A 15,881-nucleotide genomic window follows, 5' to 3' on the forward strand; every position below is an offset into this window, starting at 1 on the left:
GTGGACACCTGCCTCGAACTGGGCCCGGGCGAGGTCCTGACCCGGATGATCGACGAGTACCCGGCCGCCGACGGCAGAGCCCCGGCCGTGCTCTCCCTGACCCGGGACCAGGGGGCGCTGCTGGGCTCGTGAAAGGCGTTCCCGGTGCCGCTCACCGCCGACGTACGCTGAAGCTCCGCGCCCGGTCCCCACTCCCCGACCGATCCGCCGAGGAGCCTTGTGAGCACCACTGAGAGCAGAACCGAGCAGCAGCAGCCCACCTGGCGGCTGCTGCTCGGCTATGTACGGCCCCACCGTTGGGCACTGTCGCTGGGCGCGCTGCTGTCCCTGGTCACCGGAGGCACCGGGCTGGCGCTGCCGCTGGTGGCACGGGAGTTGATCGACGACCTGTCGCACGACCGGGCCATCACCTGGGCCTTGCTGCTGATGTCGGCGCTGGTGATCGGCAACGCGGTGGTGGGGGCGCTGGGTTCGTATGTGCTGCGGCGCACGGCCGAGTCCGTGGTGCTCGGCGCGCGGCGCACCCTGTCGTCGTATCTGCTGCGGCTGCGGATATCGGCGGTGGACCGCAGCGAGCCGGGCGATCTGATGGCACGGATCACCTCGGACACGACGCTGTTGCGCGAGGTCGCCACCGACACGCTCGTGGGCCTCGGCACGGGCGGACTCACACTGGTCGCGACGGTGGTGCTGATGGGTCTGGTGGACCCGGTGCTGCTGGCCGTCACGCTGGGGGTGATCGTGGGGGCGGGCACGGTGTTCGGGGTGATCGTGCCCCGTATCAACCGGGCGAGCCGCGCGGCGCAGGACGCGGTCGGCGCGATGGGCGCCTCGCTGGAGCGGACCCTCGGCGCGCTGCGCACGATCAAGGCGTCCGGTGCCGAGCACCGCGAGGAGGAGACGATCCACGCGGCGGCCACCGAGTCATGGCGGCAGAGCGTACGGGCTGCCAAGTGGTCGGCCGCCGCGGGCAACACGGCGGGCCTCGCGATGCAGATCGCGTTCATCACCGTGCTGGCGGTGGGTGGTGCCCGGGTCGCGACCGGCGCGATCGACGTGGGCACCCTGGTCGCGTTCCTGCTGTACATCTTCTACTTGATGTCGCCGATCCAGCAGGTCGTGGGCGCGATCACCCAGTACCAGACCGGGTCCGCCGCGCTCACCCGCATCCAGGAGGCGCTGAGCCTGCCGGCCGAACCGGTCGCCCGGCCCGCGCCGCTGCCGGCGCCGGACGCGGAGCCCGCCGCGCTGGCCTTCACCGACGTCCGCTTCCGTTACGCCGACGACCTGCCGTACGTCCACCATGGGGTGACCTTCGAGGTGCCGGCCCGGGGCATGACCGCGTTCGTGGGGCCCTCGGGCGCGGGCAAGACCACGGTCTTCTCGCTGATCGAGCGGTTCTACGACCCCGAGGCGGGCGTCATCACCGTCGACGGCCGCGATGTCACCGAGTGGGACCTGCCCCGACTTCGGTCCGCGATCGGCTATGTGGAGCAGGACGCGCCCGTGCTGTCCGGCTCCCTGCGCGACAATCTGCTGCTGGGCAACCCGAAGGCCGACGAGGGCGACCTGGTGCGGGTGCTGAAGACGACCCGGCTCGACGGTCTGGTCGTCAAGCTCCCCCAGGGGTTGGACACTCTGGTCGGCCACCGGGGCACCAAGCTCTCCGGTGGTGAGCGCCAGCGGGTCGCCATCGCCCGGGCCCTGCTGCGCCGGCCGCGGCTGCTGCTGCTCGACGAGGCGACCAGTCAGCTGGACGCGGTGAACGAGGCGGCGCTGCGCGACACGGTCGCCGATGTGGCGCGTACGACCACGGTGCTGGTCGTCGCCCACCGGCTGTCCACGGTGACGATGGCCGACCGCATCGTGGTCATGGACGCCGGGCGGGTCCGCGCGGTCGGCACCCACCGTGAACTGGTGGCCGCCGACCCGCTGTACGCGGAGTTGGCGGCCACGCAGTTCCTGGCGTCGGATCGGTCCGATCAGCCCGATCAGCCGGATCAGCCGGATCAGCCCGATCGACCCGGCGAGAAGGATCCGGTCGGTCAGAACGGGTAGTGCGCCTGCTGGGTGGCGATGGTCACCCAGCGGGTGTTCGAGAAGGCCTCGATGCCCCAGCGCCCGCCGAACCGCCCGTAGCCGGAGGCCTTCACGCCGCCGAACGGGGCCTGGGGCTCGTCGGCGACCGACTGGTCGTTGATGTGCACGATGCCGGTGCGGATACGGCGTGCCACGGCCAGGCCGTGGGTGGCGTTCTCGGTGATGATGCCGCAGGTCAGGCCGTTGTCGGTGTCGTTGGCGACGGCCACGGCGGCCTCGTCCTCGCTGAAGGTCTCCAGGACGCAGAGCGGGCCGAAGGACTCGGTGTAGTAGAGGTCGGCGTCCTTGGGGACGTCGGTGAGGACGGTCGCCGGGTGGACCGCGCCCTCCGGCCCGCCGCCGCCGGTGAGCACCGTGGCGCCCTTGGCGACCGCGTCCTTGACCAGCGCCGCGACCCGCTCGGCGGCCTTGGCGCTGACCAGCGGACCGACCACCGTGTGCGGGTCGTTCGGGTCGCCGGCCTGGAGCGAGGCGACCTTGGCGGTGAACTTCTGCGCGAACTCCTCGGCCAGCGACTCATGGACGAGGATCCGGTCGCCGGACATGCAGATCTGCCCGGCGTTCATGAAGACGCTGAAGGTGGCGGCGTCGACCGCGTAGTCCACGTCGGCGTCGTCGAGCACGATGACCGAGTTCTTGCCGCCCAGCTCCAGGACGGCGGGCTTGAGAAGACGTCCCGCCTGCTCGCCGATGATGCGGCCGACCCCGGTGGAGCCGGTGAAGTTCACGGCGCGCACGCGCGGGTCCGAGATCAGCGCCTCGGCGATCTCCGCCGCGTCCTCGGGCGCGTTGGTGACCACGTTCAGCACGCCGTCGGGCAGACCCGCCTCCCGGAACACGTCCGCGACCAGCAGCCCGCAGGCGATGGGCGCGTCCTCGCTGGGCTTGACGACGACGGTGTTGCCCGCCGCCAGCGGCGCCGCCACCGCGCGTACGCCGAGGATGACGGGCGCGTTCCACGGCGCGAACGCGGCGACCACACCGAGGGGTTCGCGCACCGCGAGCCCGAGCGCGCCCTGCTCCTGGGCGCTGAGCACCTCACCGCGCGGCGCGGTGATCGCAGCCGCCGCCTCGCGCAGGATGTTGGCCGCCAGCGCCACGTTGAAGTACGCCCACGGCCGGGTGCCGCCGGCCTCCCGCGCCATGATGTCGGCGACCTGGTCGCCCCGCCCCTCCAGCAGTTCGGCGGCCTTGAAGAAGATCGCCCGCCGGGCGAAGGGCGCGAGCGCCGCCCACTCCTCGAACGCCGCGTCGGCGGCGTCCACGGCCCGCCGGACGTCCTCCGGCCCGGCCGCCGCGACTGTCGCGTACACCTCCCCGGTGAAGGGGTCGAAGTCCTCGGCGGTACGTCCGGACGTGGCGGGCACGTCCTTGCCACCGATCAACAGGTCACGCGTTATGGCCATGGTGCGGCTTCCTCGGGGTACGGGGTGACGACGGTGCATGACATTTCGAGACAATCCGGATGAGTCGCATCATGCTCGAACACATTCGGATTTGTTCGCGAAGTGAAATTCACTTCACGTTACTGTCCCGTGATGCTCTGCCCCGGGCGCCGGGAATGTCAAGAGCTCCGGCGTCGGCTGCGTTTGCCGTGTCCCGTGCGGCGGAGGAGCCTCGTAGGAGAGAGGCCCCTCACGGCCCGCTCCCCCATTGGGCCGAAGCCTTCGATGGAGGTTCCCATGGGCACCACGGCAAGCCCCGCCTTCGACACCGAAACACTGCGCCGGGCCACGGAGGAGGCGGACGCCGCGACACTGCTGTCGCTCTACGCGGACGACGCCGAGATGCGCGTCGTGGACCGCAACACCCAGCCCAGCCACCCCAAGGTGATGCACGGGCGGGCCGAGATCGGCGAGATGCTGGAAGACGTCTGCGGCCGGGAGATGACGCACAAGCTGGAGCGGTGCGTCGTTCAGGGCGATCAGCTCGCCTACACCGAGTCCTGCGAGTACCCCGACGGGGTGCGGGTCCTGGCGAGTTCGATGATCACCCTGCGGGAGGGCAAGATCGTCGACCAGACGCTGATCCAGGCCTGGGACGAGTAGCAACGGTCAGGCGGGCACGCCCAGTTCGTCGAGCAGGCCGTGCATGTCGGCCTCGGTGAGCGCGGGGTTGGCCGCCGCTTCCTGGGCGAGCCACGGCTCCCGGAGCAATTCCTCGATGCGGGGCCGGGGCAGCCGGTGGTCCGGCGCCGCGTACCGCTGGACCCACGCGGACTCGTCGCGACTGAGGCGCTCGATCAGCTCCGGCGGCGCGTCCGGGTCGAACACCGCGAGCCGCCGCAGGGACGGGGAGGGGTCGTCCGCGTACCGGGCGAGGCCCTTCCTCGGGAACTGCGGCATGCGCAGCATGTCGTACGAGGAGTAGCCGTCCCATTCCAGAACCATCCGCAGCAAGGCCTCCGCGGGGGCGTCCGGCTGGTACTCGCAGATCATCAGCCGCACCACGAAGTCCTCGTCCTCCGCGAGCCGTTCGACGAGGTCGGCCGGGAGCGCCGGGTGCACGGCCGCGCTGCGGCGCAGCCAGCGGTGGGCGGAGGCCGCGACGGGGCGCAGGGCCTCGGCGTCGAGTTCCAGGACCCAGGGGAGCGGGCGGAGCGCGTCCGTGCGCTTCACCTCGTAATCGATCGCCGCCCGCTGCTCCTCGGTGAGTTCCGGTCGGGCGGACACCTGGCGGCGTACGTCGTGTTCGGGATCGACGGCGAGCCGCGCCACGAGGTCGGACGGCAGCGAGGGATTGGAAGCGAGCGCCTGCCTGTCGTAAGGATCGTCGAGGTCGTCCATGAGGCGTTCGGCGGTGGCGCGGGGCAACCGGGCGCCCGCCAGGGCCTCGCGTCGCTCGGAGCCCTCGACGGCGGCGAGCACGTCGTCCGTGAGGAGCGCGTCGGTGCGGCAGGCCTGCCGGTTCGCCGCCAGACGGACGGCGGCGTCGGGATCGGCGAGCAGCGCCTCACGGACAGCGGGATCCAGGGCGTCCCAGGTCCGGCACACGCCCTTGCGCACCCAGGGGTCCTCGTGACCGGCGTACTCGGCCAGAACCCGGTCGGGAATGCTCGACGACTGAGCCGCGGTCTCGCGGACGACCCGGTCGGGCGCTGACAGCAGCCGTGCATACGTCTCGTCGGGCAGGGGTTCGGCGAGCCTGCGATACGGCTGCGGGCCGTACGCCAGTTCCAGCCGCACCCGGCGTTCGGGGTCGTCGACGAGCCGCGCCCGGTCGGACCCGGTGGCGTCCGCGCTCTGGGCGAACTCGCCGCGCACCCGCCAGTCGGGGTGGGTGACGAGGGCGTCGACGACGGCGGCCGGCAGCCCGGCCCGGTTGCACAGCCACGACCAGGCGACCTTGGCCTCGGGGTGCAGGAGGCGCAGCAGTACGTCACTGCTCGCGGCCTTGTTCCTGGCCAGCCCCATAAGGATCTGGTGCCGCACGTTCATCAGCGATCGCCCCCATGGCGTCAAGATCGGCCGACTATCGTACGGCCGGAGAACGTCTCGGAGTCAGGTAAGGGCGCTTTCGGGTCATCGCGCTCCGGGCCGCCCCTTCGGGCATGGTCGCGCGGCCATACTGGCGGGCGTGCGGGTAGTGATCATGACAGCGGGTTCCCGGGGCGACGTGGCGCCGTACACCGGGCTGGGACATGCGTTGGTGCGGGCCGGGCACGAGGTCACCCTGGTGACGCACGCCCGGTTCGAGCCTCTGGTGGCGGGGTCGGGGGTCTCTTTCCACTCCCTGCCCGTGGATCCGAGGGCCGAGCTGGAGTCGGAGCGCGGGCGGGAGCTGCACCGGAGCACCACCGGGGCCGGGAAGCTGTGGCGGGTGGTGAAGATGGGCCGGAGCCTGGTCGGGGCGATGGCAGGCGAGCTGGTGTCCGCCGCCCGCGCCAGTGACGCCCTGCTGATGGCGGGCGTGCTCGCGCCGTTCGGGCACACCGTCGCCGAGGGGCTGAAGATCCCGAGCTTCGGAGTGAACCTCCAACCACTGGCGCCCACTGGGGAGTTCGCGCCACCGATGACCGGCGTCCGGTCGTGGGGCCCTGTCCTGGACCGGGCGGCGGGGCATGCGGTGAACCTGTCCGTGGAGTGGGTCTTCACGGAGGAGGTGCGGCGGCTGCGCGCCGAATACGGGCTGCCGCGGAGCGGCCGGACCACAGGGCGGCGGGCCCGGGAGCGGCGGCTGTGGCGGGTGTTCCACGGTTTCAGCCCCCGGGTGGTGCCCCGGCCCGGCGACTGGCGGCCGGGGCTGGACATCACCGGGTACTGGTGGCCGTACGACCGTGAGGACCGGCTGCCCGCCCCGCTGCTGGACTTCCTCGACGCCGGGCCGCCCCCGGTCTTCGTCGGGCTGGGCAGCGCCACCGTGCCCGATCCGGAGCGGATGAGCGCCGAGGTCGTACGGGCGCTGCGGGCGGCCGGGCTGCGTGGGGTGATCCAGCGCGGGTGGGGCGAACTGCGGGGCGAGGGGGACGACATGTTCACGGTGGGCGAGGTGCCGCACTCCCTGCTCTTCCCCAGGATGGCCGCGGTGGTCCATCACGCGGGCGCCGGCACCACGGCGGCCGGACTGCGCGCCGGGGTCCCGGCCGTGCCCGTACCGGTTCAGTTCGACGAGGCCTTCTGGGCCGCCCGCCTCGCCGCACTCGGCGTCTCCCCCGGGGCCGTACCGCTGCGGGGCTTCACGGCCGCCGGGTTGACGGCCCTGCTCCGCCGGGCGACCGGCGACCCGTCGTACGGCCGTCGCGCCCGCGCCCTGGCAGAGGAGTTGCGGACGGAGGACGGGGTGGCCCCGGTCCTGGCGGCGGTGAACCGGCTCGCCTGACGGTGGGGTCCGTCAGTCCTCCGGTCGCCACCCCGGCGGGCGCAGTATCCCCAGTAACAGTCCGACCAGTTCGTCGACCACCTCGTCGAGGTCGGCGTCGACCCAGCCTGCCTGCCAGTCGTGGAGAAGGCCGTTGACGCTGCCGATGAAGGCGGTGGCGGCGATGCGGTAGTCGCGGTGGACGGCCTCGCCGCGTTCGGCGGCAGCCGCCGCCTCGGCGCAGATGAAGTCGACCCAGCGGGAGCGGCGTTCGAGGCGCTGGCGCTCCAGGCGGGGGCTGACGCCGATGATCTCGGTGAAGGTGATGCGCGCTCGGCGTGGATCACCGGTGACGTTCGCGGCGTACGCGCGGAACGTCGCGGTGACGCGCTCGGCGAGCGGCTGCCCCTCGGCCGTGGCGAGGCCGGCGAGCGCGGCCTGTTCGGCCCAGTCGTTGACCTGGAGGTGGAGGGCGGCCAGGACGTCCTCCAAGGTGCGGAACTCCTCGTAGAACTGACGGGTCGACAGGCCCGCCGCCTCGCTCAGTGCCGCGATCGTCGTCCCCCGGTAGCCGGGGCTGTCGCCGAAGAGCTGGAGTCCGGCGTCGAGGAAGCGGCGGCGGCGCTCGGCCTGACGCTCCTCGGCGGACCTCCCCCCGTAACGGCCGGTGGGCTGTTTGAGCCTGCCCGCCACGCTTCTCCTCCCGACAGTGCGATCTCCCGCTCGATACGACCAGTTCGGTCGTCCGTCGATTTTGTCGTGTCCGTGGTCTTGTGGAGAAGCGCGAGCGTTCCTTACTTTCCAGTAAGTCAACTCTGAACGCTGTTGTATTCAGAATTTGCATCCCCAACTCCCTTGAGCCGCCTTGCCGTCCCCGTCGGCAAGCAGGAGGTAACCCCCATGACCGCAGCCCCCGGCCCCCGCCGCCCGAGAGCCCGTCACCTCTGTGCCGTCGCCGCCGCCCTCACCCTGACCGCGTCGGCCGCCGCCACCGCGTCCGCCGCGCCCACCGCCACCGCCGCCGAGCTGCGCGAGGTGATGTTCGTGGGCAACAACTGGGAGGGTACGGCGGACGTCATCAAGTCCTCCGGCGACTTCGCCAAGATCGGCCGGGTGAACGTCGTCCCGGACAAGGACGAGCGAATGGCGGAGATCAACGCCGACCCGATCAAGTGGATCTACTTCATGGCGATCCGCAACAGCGTCGGTGAGGGCCACGACCAGTTCGTGGACGACATGTACTCCACCCCGGACGGCTCGTCGATGGTCGTCTCCCGCCCCAGCTTCGCCGACGTGGTCTCCATCGACCTGAAGACCGGCGACATCAACTGGCGCTTCGCCGTGTCGGGTTACCGCGCCGATCACATGGCGGTCTCCCCCGACGGCAAGCGGGTCGCGGTCTCGGCCTCGACGTCGAACACCGTGCATGTACTGGACATCGTCACCGGCAAGCAGCTCGGCTCGTTCGGCACCGGCGACAAGCCGCACGAGAACATCTTCACCAGCGACGGCAAGTACATCTGGAACATGGCGATCGGCGATGTGAACACCCAGACCGACGCTCCGTGGCTGGACTGGACGAAGGGCGACCGCAAGATCACGGTCGTCGACGCGAAGACGTACCAGCAGGTCAAGGTCATCGACATGCGCGACCGGCTCAACGCGATCGGCCTGAGCGACTACTCGGACGCCGTACGGCCCGCCGTGTTCTCCCCCGACGAGACGAAGCTGTACTTCCAGGTGTCGTTCTTCAACGGCTTCTTCGAGTACGACATCGCCACCGACAAGATCACCCGCACCAAGACCCTGCCGAAGAACCCGGCTACCAGCGACGACCGCACCACGTTCGTCAACGACTCCCGCCACCACGGCATCTCGATGAAGCCGGACGGCACCAAGCTGTGCGTCGCGGGCACCATGGACGACTACGCGACCGTGGTGGACCGTGCGACCCTCCAGGAGGGCCCGCTCGTCACCGCCTCCAAGCCGTACTGGGCGACCGTCAGCGGTGACGGCAAGTCCTGTGTGGTCTCCGAGAGCGGTGCCGACCAGGTCACGGCGATCGACTTCGCCACCGGCAAGAAGACCGTGTCCGTCGCAGTCGGCGACCACCCCCAGCGGGTGCGGCTGGCGCATGTGCCCGCCGACTGGACCGGACCCTCCAACTGAACTTCAGGGCTCAGCTGAACTCGGAGGCCAGCCACCCCGACAGCTCCGTCCGCGCCGCGTTCAGCTGCGCTGTGGACGGGGCTGTCGCGCCGTTGGTGACCAGGGCGTAGTGCAGCTTGCCCGAGTCGGCGGCGGTGAGCAGCAGCCGGCGGCTGCCGGTGCCGCCCGGCTCCTTGGCTGCGGCGATCGGCGTCGAGGTCGTGTACGCCGGCGGCGCGGCGGTCACCCCGAGGTCGGACACCACCGTGGTCGAGGCGGTCGGGAAGGAGGCCGGCAGATGCAGTTCCGTCGGCTCGGCGCTGCCGTCGGAGCGCCACACCAGCAGGGCGTACTGCCCGGAGCCGACGAGCGAGGAGACCGTCGGCAGTGAGCTGGGCACCGGGTTCCAGGTGAGGGTGGTGGAGCCGTCGCGCGAGCGGTCCTCGTAGGTGAAGGCGAGGGCGCTGCCGGCGGTGGCGCTCGGGTAGATCCGGTCGAGCATCCGGGCGTCCTGGCGGAGCACGGCCGTACCGGAGTCGTCGAGGCGTACGGCGGAGAGGTCCTCACCGTTCCAGGCGTCGCCCTCGACCTGCACCTTGTCGGGGTTGTCGTTCATCAGCTCGCGGTGGCGGCCGTTGTAGATGTCCCACTGCCACTGGGAGCCGGACAGGACCGGGCCGGAGGACGCCGGGTTCGCCCACCAGTTGGCGCCCTTCACCCGGGAGTCGAGCGCCTGGTACATGGCCTTGTAGACCGTGGGCGCCTTGTCGGAGACCGACCCGGTGAGCGGGTGCCCGAACTCGCTGATGATCGCGGTCGTGCCGGTGGCGGCGGCCCGGTCGCGGACCGTGCCGAAGTCGGTCATGTACTGACCGTCCTCCGCCTTGCCCCACATGAAGACGCCGGAGATCGCCTTCTGGTCGTAGAAGTGCGTGTTGAAGACGTAGCGGGGCCCGATGTTGCCCGCGTCGAGCAGTCCGCCCTCCTGCTTCTGGAAGTCGAGGTTGGCGTTCCAGAAGAGGTTCGGCTCGACGAACGCGGGCTTGGACTGCCAGCCCGCCGCGTCCATGCGGGCGCGGAACTTGACGTAGAACGGCCACAGGACGTCCTTCTCCCATGTCCTGCTGGTCTGCCCCGAGTCGAGGGTCCCCGGGTGCGGCTCGTTCCACGGGTCGAAGCCGACGACGCCCTGGAACTGGGCGGCCGTGAGGTTCTGCTTCACATACGTCATCGTCTTCTGGGCGGTGTCCAGGAAGGAGTCCTGGAGCCCGTAGGTGTTGTGCCAGAAGTCGTACGTCGACTCCGTCACGGCCGCGTTCGACGTGATGTTCTGACCCCAGAACGGGCAGATCCCGCAGTATTCGTCGGGGTAGTCGCCGAGGTCGACGGCCCACTTGGGGGCGCCGTCGCCGGTGTACCAGCTGTCGGAGTCGAACAGCCAGCGGGAGTAGAGGTCCTGGTGGAAGTCGGGGTAGACACGGATCCCGGCGTCCAGGAAGGCGCCCATCTGTGCGGTGGCCGCCGCGAGATAGGCGGTGTCCACCTGGCCGCGCACCGGTTCCGCGTACGCCCAGGACAGCAGGAAGCGGACCGAGTTGCCGCCACCCAGGGCCCTCAGCGCGGTCGCCGACTTCTTGGCGTCGGCGACCGAGGCGAAGGGCAGACCGTTGTTCTCCTTGAGCTTCGTCTCGCCGGAGACGTTGTAGCCGCGCAGGACGACCTCGCGGCCGAGGCCGTCCTTGAACCTGCCGCCGTCGACCGTGAGGGTCGTCGCGGCCTGGGCGTCGAACCAGAGTTCGTCAGTGAGAGCGGAGGCGGGCTGGGTGGGGCCCGCCGTGGTCAGGAAGCCGGTGACGAGTACCAGGACACCGAGCAGACGTGTACGCAGTCTTGATATATCCGCCACATTCGACATGTCCCCTACCGTCCCAATGGGCAGGCGAGCCGTCAATAGCATCTGACGCACGAGTAAGTACCCGTTTTCTCAGAACAGTTCACCTGCCACGGCCGATTCTCTGCCGTCCACGCCCCCGCGCACCCCCACGCACCCCCACGCCTCCGGGCGGTCCGCGGTCGCTCCAGAGAGGCGCCCCCCGCATCTCGCCCGAGCCCGTCGCACCCGGCAACCCCGAACCGGGACGTTCACAGAAGTTCACCCGAAGTTCACCCGAACGTCGCCACGACGGGCCCAGTCGACCGGAACCAGCCTATGGTTGAGCGCAGTTTCAGCCCCATTTCCAGTGCGCCGCGCGGCGTACACGAAAGGCGGTACGGGCAGTGGACAGTTCTCTTCACGGGCTCCGGGAACACAGGGCAGGCACTCGTGATTTCGACCCGAAGATCACCCTCACCCGCCCCGATCGCACCACCGAGGTTTCGGAAGCCGACCCCCGGGTGGCTCCTTCGAATGAGCGGTGTGCGTCACTGTACGACGCCATACGGGACATGAGTATCTACGAGTCGGCAATGGAGGAGGAAAGGCGCAGGAACAGTGGTGACGGCCTCTCCCCCGGCCCGTGACGCGGTGTGTGCTGCGACAGAGGATGAGCCCCACCTGAGAGGCTCTGCGAGACCGGCCACCAGTAGGTGGGGCTTTCATGGGCACAGAAGAGCGGACAGACTTTGACTCGTTCCCTGAGGAGCCCAGCGGGCGCACCACAGGGAACAAGTACTTCAAGGAGTTCATGGGCGTCGTGCAGGTGAGCCTGAGGAGCTGGTGGTGGGGCGAACCGCTGGGGGCCGTCCTGGGTGGAATCGGGGGCGCCTGGCTCGGTCATGACGACGACCTGCCGATGGACGAGGTGCTGGGCGTCGCCGTCTCCATAGTGGGTGTCACCATCGGGTCCGTGTTCGCCGTCCTGGCGATGATCACGCGTGCCTGCGACAACGCCTTCATGAAAAAGGCGCGAAAAGCCCGCCTCTTGCCCATAGTCAACTATTTATGGCCGTTCTTCACCATCATCGGCATGGGAATTCTGGCCATCATTTTCCTGCTGTTGATGGCCGGAACGTCCGAGGATGCCCACCCGGTGTTCCGTATGTCGGTCGGCGCGGCGGCGGGCTTCTGTGTCCTGTGGACACTGGCCGGTCTCCTTCCCGCCCTGGGCGCGCTCATCGTTTTCACCCGCCTCATCGAGAAAACCTCTGGCGTGAACGACTGAAGGCACGTGAATGAGCGAAGGCAGCTGAAACAGCGCCGGTGCGGGGACTCGAGCCGAGTCTCCCGCACCGGTCGGACAAGCACCGCGTCATTCGTCGACGTTGAGCTCCAAATGAACGTGGTGACCGTCCAGAGTGATGTAGCCATCACCGTAGGCGGAGCGGTAATGGCCGGTGCCTCCGACAATGGCGGTCTTGGCCGTGACTCGCTTCAGAGGGCGATAAGTGACCATGTCGCTGAGTGTCAGAGTCCCCTTCTTCAGACGAAGAACGCGGGTGCACTGCGCGGTCCTCTCGTGGCCCTGGATCTTGACCACGGCGCACTCCGACTCACCGTCACCGGCGTACCGCAGCTCCTTCTTGCCGGACTTCTTGTTCTTGTGCGGGGTGTAGAGATCCAGAGGGCTCTTCCAGTTGTCACTGACCACGCCGTCGTGGGACGGCCATGTGGCGACCCGGTTGACGCCGAAGAGCTCTACTCTCTCGATGTCGTTGTCCTTGTCCTTCTGCTCGGCCTGCGCCAGCGTCGGAAACAGGGCGAGCGTGGTGGTGAGGGCGGTGACGACAACCCCGCGGACAGCCGATGTGATCACGGAACCTCCAGGCCGAACGATGTGCCCCGGGCCTCCCGAAGCATGGACGGGTCATTCCACGAACGTCGTTCCTGCCGTGCGGCGCGTCGGCCGGAGCACGCGTGCCACACGGACAGCGCAACGGCCGACATGCCGTCGGCGGAGGTGTACCGCTCAGTCATCGACGTAGAGGTCGAAGACGACGCGGTGGTCATCCAGGGTGATGTAGCCCTCTCCCTCGGCGTCGTTGTAGATGCCCGTGCCGCCCGCGATGGACGTCTTGGCCGTGATGGGCCGATGGTCCTGGCGGCTGATCATGTCGTGGAGGGTGATTTCCCCGCCCTTCAGACGCAGCACCCGCGTGCACTGAGCGGTCAGCCGGTTGTGGTCGGCTTCGACGGCGGTGCACCGCGAGCTGCCGTCGCCGACGAACTTCTTCTTGGGGTTGTACAGGTGCAGATAGGTGGTCCAGCTGTCGCCCGGCTGGATGTGCTCCGGGGTCCTGTCGACCTGGGTGATGCCGACGAGCCTGACCCGCACGATGTCTTCGTCCCCCGCGTCCGCCACGGCCGGCACGGTGAGCGAGAGGGTGACAGCGGAAGTCAGAGCGCCGATGGTCGTGGCGCTGCGGACAAGGGCAGAGGGCATGCATCCTCCTGGGTGTGACTGCGGGTGCTCGGAACTCAGGAGCACTGACGAGCCATTCCATGCGAGGAGCCCCTGCGCCGCCACGCGCCTTGCGCGGCCGTGCGACGGATGCCACCCGAACAGTGGACGGGCAGTACGCCCGATGGGCGTCCAGGCGACCGCTGACGGCGACGGCCGGGGCCGTTCATCCGCGCCCCCGAGTGCTGGGGCGCGCTCAGGTGCGGGGCGGCAGCCGCTCAGGTGCGGGGCGGCAGCCGGTGCAGTCGTACGTCGACGAGTTCGCCGTCCGTCACGGTCGCCGTCATGTAGGTGCGGTACGGCTGTCTGCGGCGGTCCGTCGGCGAGCCGGGGTTGAGCAGACGCAGGCCCGTGGGTGTGGTCGTGTCCCAGGGGATGTGGCTGTGGCCGAAGACGAGGACGTCGATGTCGGGGAAGCGGTCGGCGCAGCGGCGTTCGCGGCCCTGGGCGGGACCGGTCTCGTGGACGACGGCGAGGCACAGGCCGTCGAGTTCGGCGTACGCCACCTCGGGCAGGCGGGCGTGCAGGCCGGGGCCGTCGTTGTTGCCGTGGACACCGATCAGACGGCGGGAGCGGCTTTCGAGAAGGTCGAGGGTGGCCTCGTCCACCCAGTCCCCGGCGTGGACGACCACATCGGCCTGTGGGAGCTCGGCGAGGAGCGGCTCGGGCAGCGCCTTGGCGCGCCCCGGCAGGTGGGTGTCGGACATCAGCAGCAGACGCACCCGGCCAGGGTGTCACCCGATGGGGACCTCCGCCCACACCTGCTTGCCGCCGCTCACCGGGACCGTGCCCCAGGCCGACGACATGGCCTCGACGAGGAGGATGCCGCGTCCGCCGGTGGCCTCCCAGCCGATGCTCGGGGGCTTTCTCGGCGTCCGGGGCGAGGCGTCGGCGACCGCGACACGCAGCCGGTCGGCGAGGAGGGTGAGGTCGAGACGGACCTTGCCGTCGGTGTGCACGAGGGCGTTGGTGACCAGCTCGGAGACGACGAGGAGCACGGCGTCCGCCTCGGCCTCGACGCCCCAGGCACGCAGGACGCGCCGGGTGTAGCGGCGGGCGTGGCCCACCGCCTGGGGTACACGCCACACGGTCCAGTTCTCGCGCTGCGGGCGCAGGGCCATGCCGTCGTAGCGCATGAGGAGCAGGGCGACGTCGTCGTCGCGGTTGGCGCCGGCGAGCAGGGTGTCGGCGACGGTGCCGAGGTGGGCGGGGTCGGAGGCGGACAGTTCGTCGGCCAGGTGGTCGAGGCCGTCCTCGGCGTCGATGTCGGCGGACTCGACGAGGCCGTCCGTGGTGAGGGCGAGCAGGGTGCCGGGGGTCAGACGCAGCGCGGTCATCGGGAAGTCGGCCTGCGGGAGGACGCCGAGCGGCGGTCCGCCCTCCGACTCGGTGATCACGGTGGTGCCGTCCGGGTGGCGCAGCACCGGCGGCAGATGGCCGGCCCGGACGAACCAGGCGGAGCCCTCCTCCATGTCGATGTCGACGTAGCAGCAGGTGGCGAAGAGGTCGGTCTCCATGTCCACGAGGAGCCGGTTGGCGTGCGAGACGACCACGTCGGGAGGGTGTCCCTCGACGGCGTAGGCGCGCAGGGCGGTGCGCATCTGGCCCATGAGTGTGGCGGCGCCGACGTTGTGGCCCTGGACGTCGCCGATGACGAGGGCCACGTGGTTGTCGGGCAGCGGGATCACGTCGTACCAGTCGCCGCCGACCTCCAGACCGGCGGTGGTGGGCAGATAGCGGGCGATGGCGACCGCGCCGGGGAGCTGGGGCAGGCGGCGTGGGAGGAGGGTGCGCTGGAGCATGTCGACCAGTTCGTGCTCGGCGTCGAAGGCGTGGGCGCGCAGCACGCCTGGCCGGCGAGGCCCGCGGCGGCGGTGAGCAGGGCGCGCTCGTCGGTGCCGAACTCGTGCGGGCCGTCCCAGCCGATCAGACAGGCCCCGGCCATCCGGCCGCCGGCCGGCAGCGGCAGGACGGCGAGGCCGCCGGGGCCGACGTCGGCGAGGGCGGGCTCCAGGGGCGTGCCGGCGGGCCAGATCGCGGCGCGGCCGTCGCGCAGGGCGGCGGCGAGGGTCGGCATGGTGCGCACCGGCGCGTCGGGCCACTCCGAGCGCCACTCCGAACGCCACACCTCGGGCCAGGCCTCCGGCTGCGGCGGGTCGAGGACGGTGACGACCAGGCGGTCGCCCTCCAGCTCGGCGAGGGCGATCCGGTCGGCCTGGAGGGGTGCGCGCAGGGCGGTGACGACGGCCTGGCTGACGTCGCGGACGGTGCCCGCGGTGGCGAGGGCGGCGGCGAGGCGCTGGATGCGGGCCACGTCGTTGAGGCCGGAGCGCATGGTGGAGGCGTCCGCTACGGTGCCCACCAGGCGGACGGGGCGGCCCTCGTCGCCGGGCAGCAGCCGGCCGCGCAACCGCAGCCACTTCTGCTCGCCCGAGGGCT

The 15,881-nt window shown here is 70.4% G+C and carries 12 protein-coding genes and 1 pseudogene; 5 read left to right on the forward strand and 8 right to left on the reverse strand.

Annotation, left to right across the window (positions count from 1 at the left end):
• Positions 1-219 precede the first annotated feature (219 nt).
• Positions 220-2,058 (forward strand): ABC transporter ATP-binding protein, encoded by a 1,839-nt coding sequence (locus tag STRIP9103_RS22895; protein WP_009319989.1) that lies wholly within the window; start codon positions 220-222, stop codon positions 2,056-2,058.
• Here STRIP9103_RS22895 and STRIP9103_RS22900 read toward each other — a convergent pair.
• A complete protein-coding gene (locus STRIP9103_RS22900) occupies positions 2,046-3,506 on the reverse strand; it encodes an aldehyde dehydrogenase family protein (RefSeq protein ID WP_009320009.1) in 1,461 nt (486 codons plus the stop codon). The genes STRIP9103_RS22895 and STRIP9103_RS22900 overlap by 13 nt on opposite strands.
• Before the next feature lie 276 nt (positions 3,507-3,782).
• Here STRIP9103_RS22900 and STRIP9103_RS22905 point away from each other — a divergent pair, with 276 nt between their 5' ends.
• Positions 3,783-4,148: a nuclear transport factor 2 family protein gene (locus STRIP9103_RS22905; protein WP_009320004.1), complete on the forward strand. Its 366-nt coding sequence runs from the start codon at positions 3,783-3,785 to the stop codon at positions 4,146-4,148.
• Between the two features lie 6 nt (positions 4,149-4,154).
• Here STRIP9103_RS22905 and STRIP9103_RS22910 read toward each other — a convergent pair whose 3' ends face one another.
• A complete protein-coding gene (locus STRIP9103_RS22910; protein WP_009320002.1) occupies positions 4,155-5,537 on the reverse strand; it encodes a hypothetical protein in 1,383 nt (460 codons plus the stop codon).
• 154 nt (positions 5,538-5,691) lie between these two features.
• Here STRIP9103_RS22910 and STRIP9103_RS22915 point away from each other — a divergent pair, with 154 nt between their 5' ends.
• Positions 5,692-6,918 (forward strand): glycosyltransferase, encoded by a 1,227-nt coding sequence (locus STRIP9103_RS22915; protein WP_048820802.1) that lies wholly within the window; start codon positions 5,692-5,694, stop codon positions 6,916-6,918.
• A gap of 12 nt (positions 6,919-6,930) precedes the next feature.
• Here STRIP9103_RS22915 and STRIP9103_RS22920 read toward each other — a convergent pair whose 3' ends face one another.
• Complete coding sequence (locus STRIP9103_RS22920; protein WP_009319997.1) at positions 6,931-7,590, reverse strand: TetR/AcrR family transcriptional regulator; 660 nt, start codon at positions 7,588-7,590, stop codon at positions 6,931-6,933.
• Positions 7,591-7,797: 207 nt separating this feature from the next.
• Here STRIP9103_RS22920 and STRIP9103_RS22925 point away from each other — a divergent pair, with 207 nt between their 5' ends.
• Complete coding sequence (locus STRIP9103_RS22925; protein ID WP_009319990.1) at positions 7,798-9,066, forward strand: YncE family protein; 1,269 nt, start codon at positions 7,798-7,800, stop codon at positions 9,064-9,066.
• Between the two features lie 10 nt (positions 9,067-9,076).
• Here the strand turns inward: STRIP9103_RS22925 and STRIP9103_RS22930 are convergent, their stop codons facing one another.
• The gene (locus STRIP9103_RS22930; RefSeq protein WP_009319991.1) at positions 9,077-10,960 is read right to left on the reverse strand and encodes a cellulase family glycosylhydrolase; all 1,884 of its coding nucleotides are present in this window, start codon (positions 10,958-10,960) and stop codon (positions 9,077-9,079) included.
• A gap of 682 nt (positions 10,961-11,642) precedes the next feature.
• On the opposite strand from STRIP9103_RS22930, the gene STRIP9103_RS22935 reads away from it, so the two are divergent.
• On the forward strand, positions 11,643-12,206 hold the full coding sequence (locus tag STRIP9103_RS22935) for a hypothetical protein (protein ID WP_009319999.1): 564 nt from the start codon (positions 11,643-11,645) through the stop codon (positions 12,204-12,206).
• An 87-nt stretch (positions 12,207-12,293) separates the two neighbouring features.
• On the opposite strand, the gene STRIP9103_RS22940 is transcribed toward STRIP9103_RS22935, so the two are convergent.
• The 4 genes and pseudogenes from STRIP9103_RS22940 to STRIP9103_RS22955 form a co-directional block, all read right to left on the reverse strand.
• Positions 12,294-12,797 (reverse strand): hypothetical protein, encoded by a 504-nt coding sequence (locus tag STRIP9103_RS22940; RefSeq protein WP_009320007.1) that lies wholly within the window; start codon positions 12,795-12,797, stop codon positions 12,294-12,296.
• Between the two features lie 153 nt (positions 12,798-12,950).
• Positions 12,951-13,424 carry a hypothetical protein gene (locus STRIP9103_RS22945; protein WP_009320005.1) on the reverse strand — a complete coding sequence of 158 codons (474 nt, stop codon included), beginning with the start codon at positions 13,422-13,424 and terminating at the stop codon, positions 12,951-12,953.
• A 236-nt stretch (positions 13,425-13,660) separates the two neighbouring features.
• Positions 13,661-14,164 carry a metallophosphoesterase family protein gene (locus tag STRIP9103_RS22950; protein ID WP_009320003.1) on the reverse strand — a complete coding sequence of 168 codons (504 nt, stop codon included), beginning with the start codon at positions 14,162-14,164 and terminating at the stop codon, positions 13,661-13,663.
• Between the two features lie 12 nt (positions 14,165-14,176).
• Positions 14,177-15,881: pseudogene (locus STRIP9103_RS22955) on the reverse strand (ATP-binding SpoIIE family protein phosphatase); the annotation flags it as partial.

Source organism: Streptomyces ipomoeae 91-03, from assembly GCF_000317595.1.
Lineage (GTDB): Bacteria > Actinomycetota > Actinomycetes > Streptomycetales > Streptomycetaceae > Streptomyces > Streptomyces ipomoeae.

Excerpts from the sequence above, each read along its gene's own strand:
- STRIP9103_RS22925 (WP_009319990.1), top strand. The coding sequence starts at position 7,798 with ATGACCGCAGCCCCCGGCCCCCGCCGCCCGAGAGCCCGTCACCTCTGT.
- STRIP9103_RS22905 (WP_009320004.1), top strand. The coding sequence starts at position 3,783 with ATGGGCACCACGGCAAGCCCCGCCTTCGACACCGAAACACTGCGCCGG.
- STRIP9103_RS22945 (WP_009320005.1), bottom strand. The coding sequence starts at position 13,424 with ATGCCCTCTGCCCTTGTCCGCAGCGCCACGACCATCGGCGCTCTGACT.
- STRIP9103_RS22910 (WP_009320002.1), bottom strand. The coding sequence starts at position 5,537 with ATGAACGTGCGGCACCAGATCCTTATGGGGCTGGCCAGGAACAAGGCC.
- STRIP9103_RS22915 (WP_048820802.1), top strand. The coding sequence starts at position 5,692 with ATGACAGCGGGTTCCCGGGGCGACGTGGCGCCGTACACCGGGCTGGGA.
- STRIP9103_RS22900 (WP_009320009.1), bottom strand. The coding sequence starts at position 3,506 with ATGGCCATAACGCGTGACCTGTTGATCGGTGGCAAGGACGTGCCCGCC.
- STRIP9103_RS22935 (WP_009319999.1), top strand. The coding sequence starts at position 11,643 with ATGGGCACAGAAGAGCGGACAGACTTTGACTCGTTCCCTGAGGAGCCC.
- STRIP9103_RS22930 (WP_009319991.1), bottom strand. The coding sequence starts at position 10,960 with ATGTCGAATGTGGCGGATATATCAAGACTGCGTACACGTCTGCTCGGT.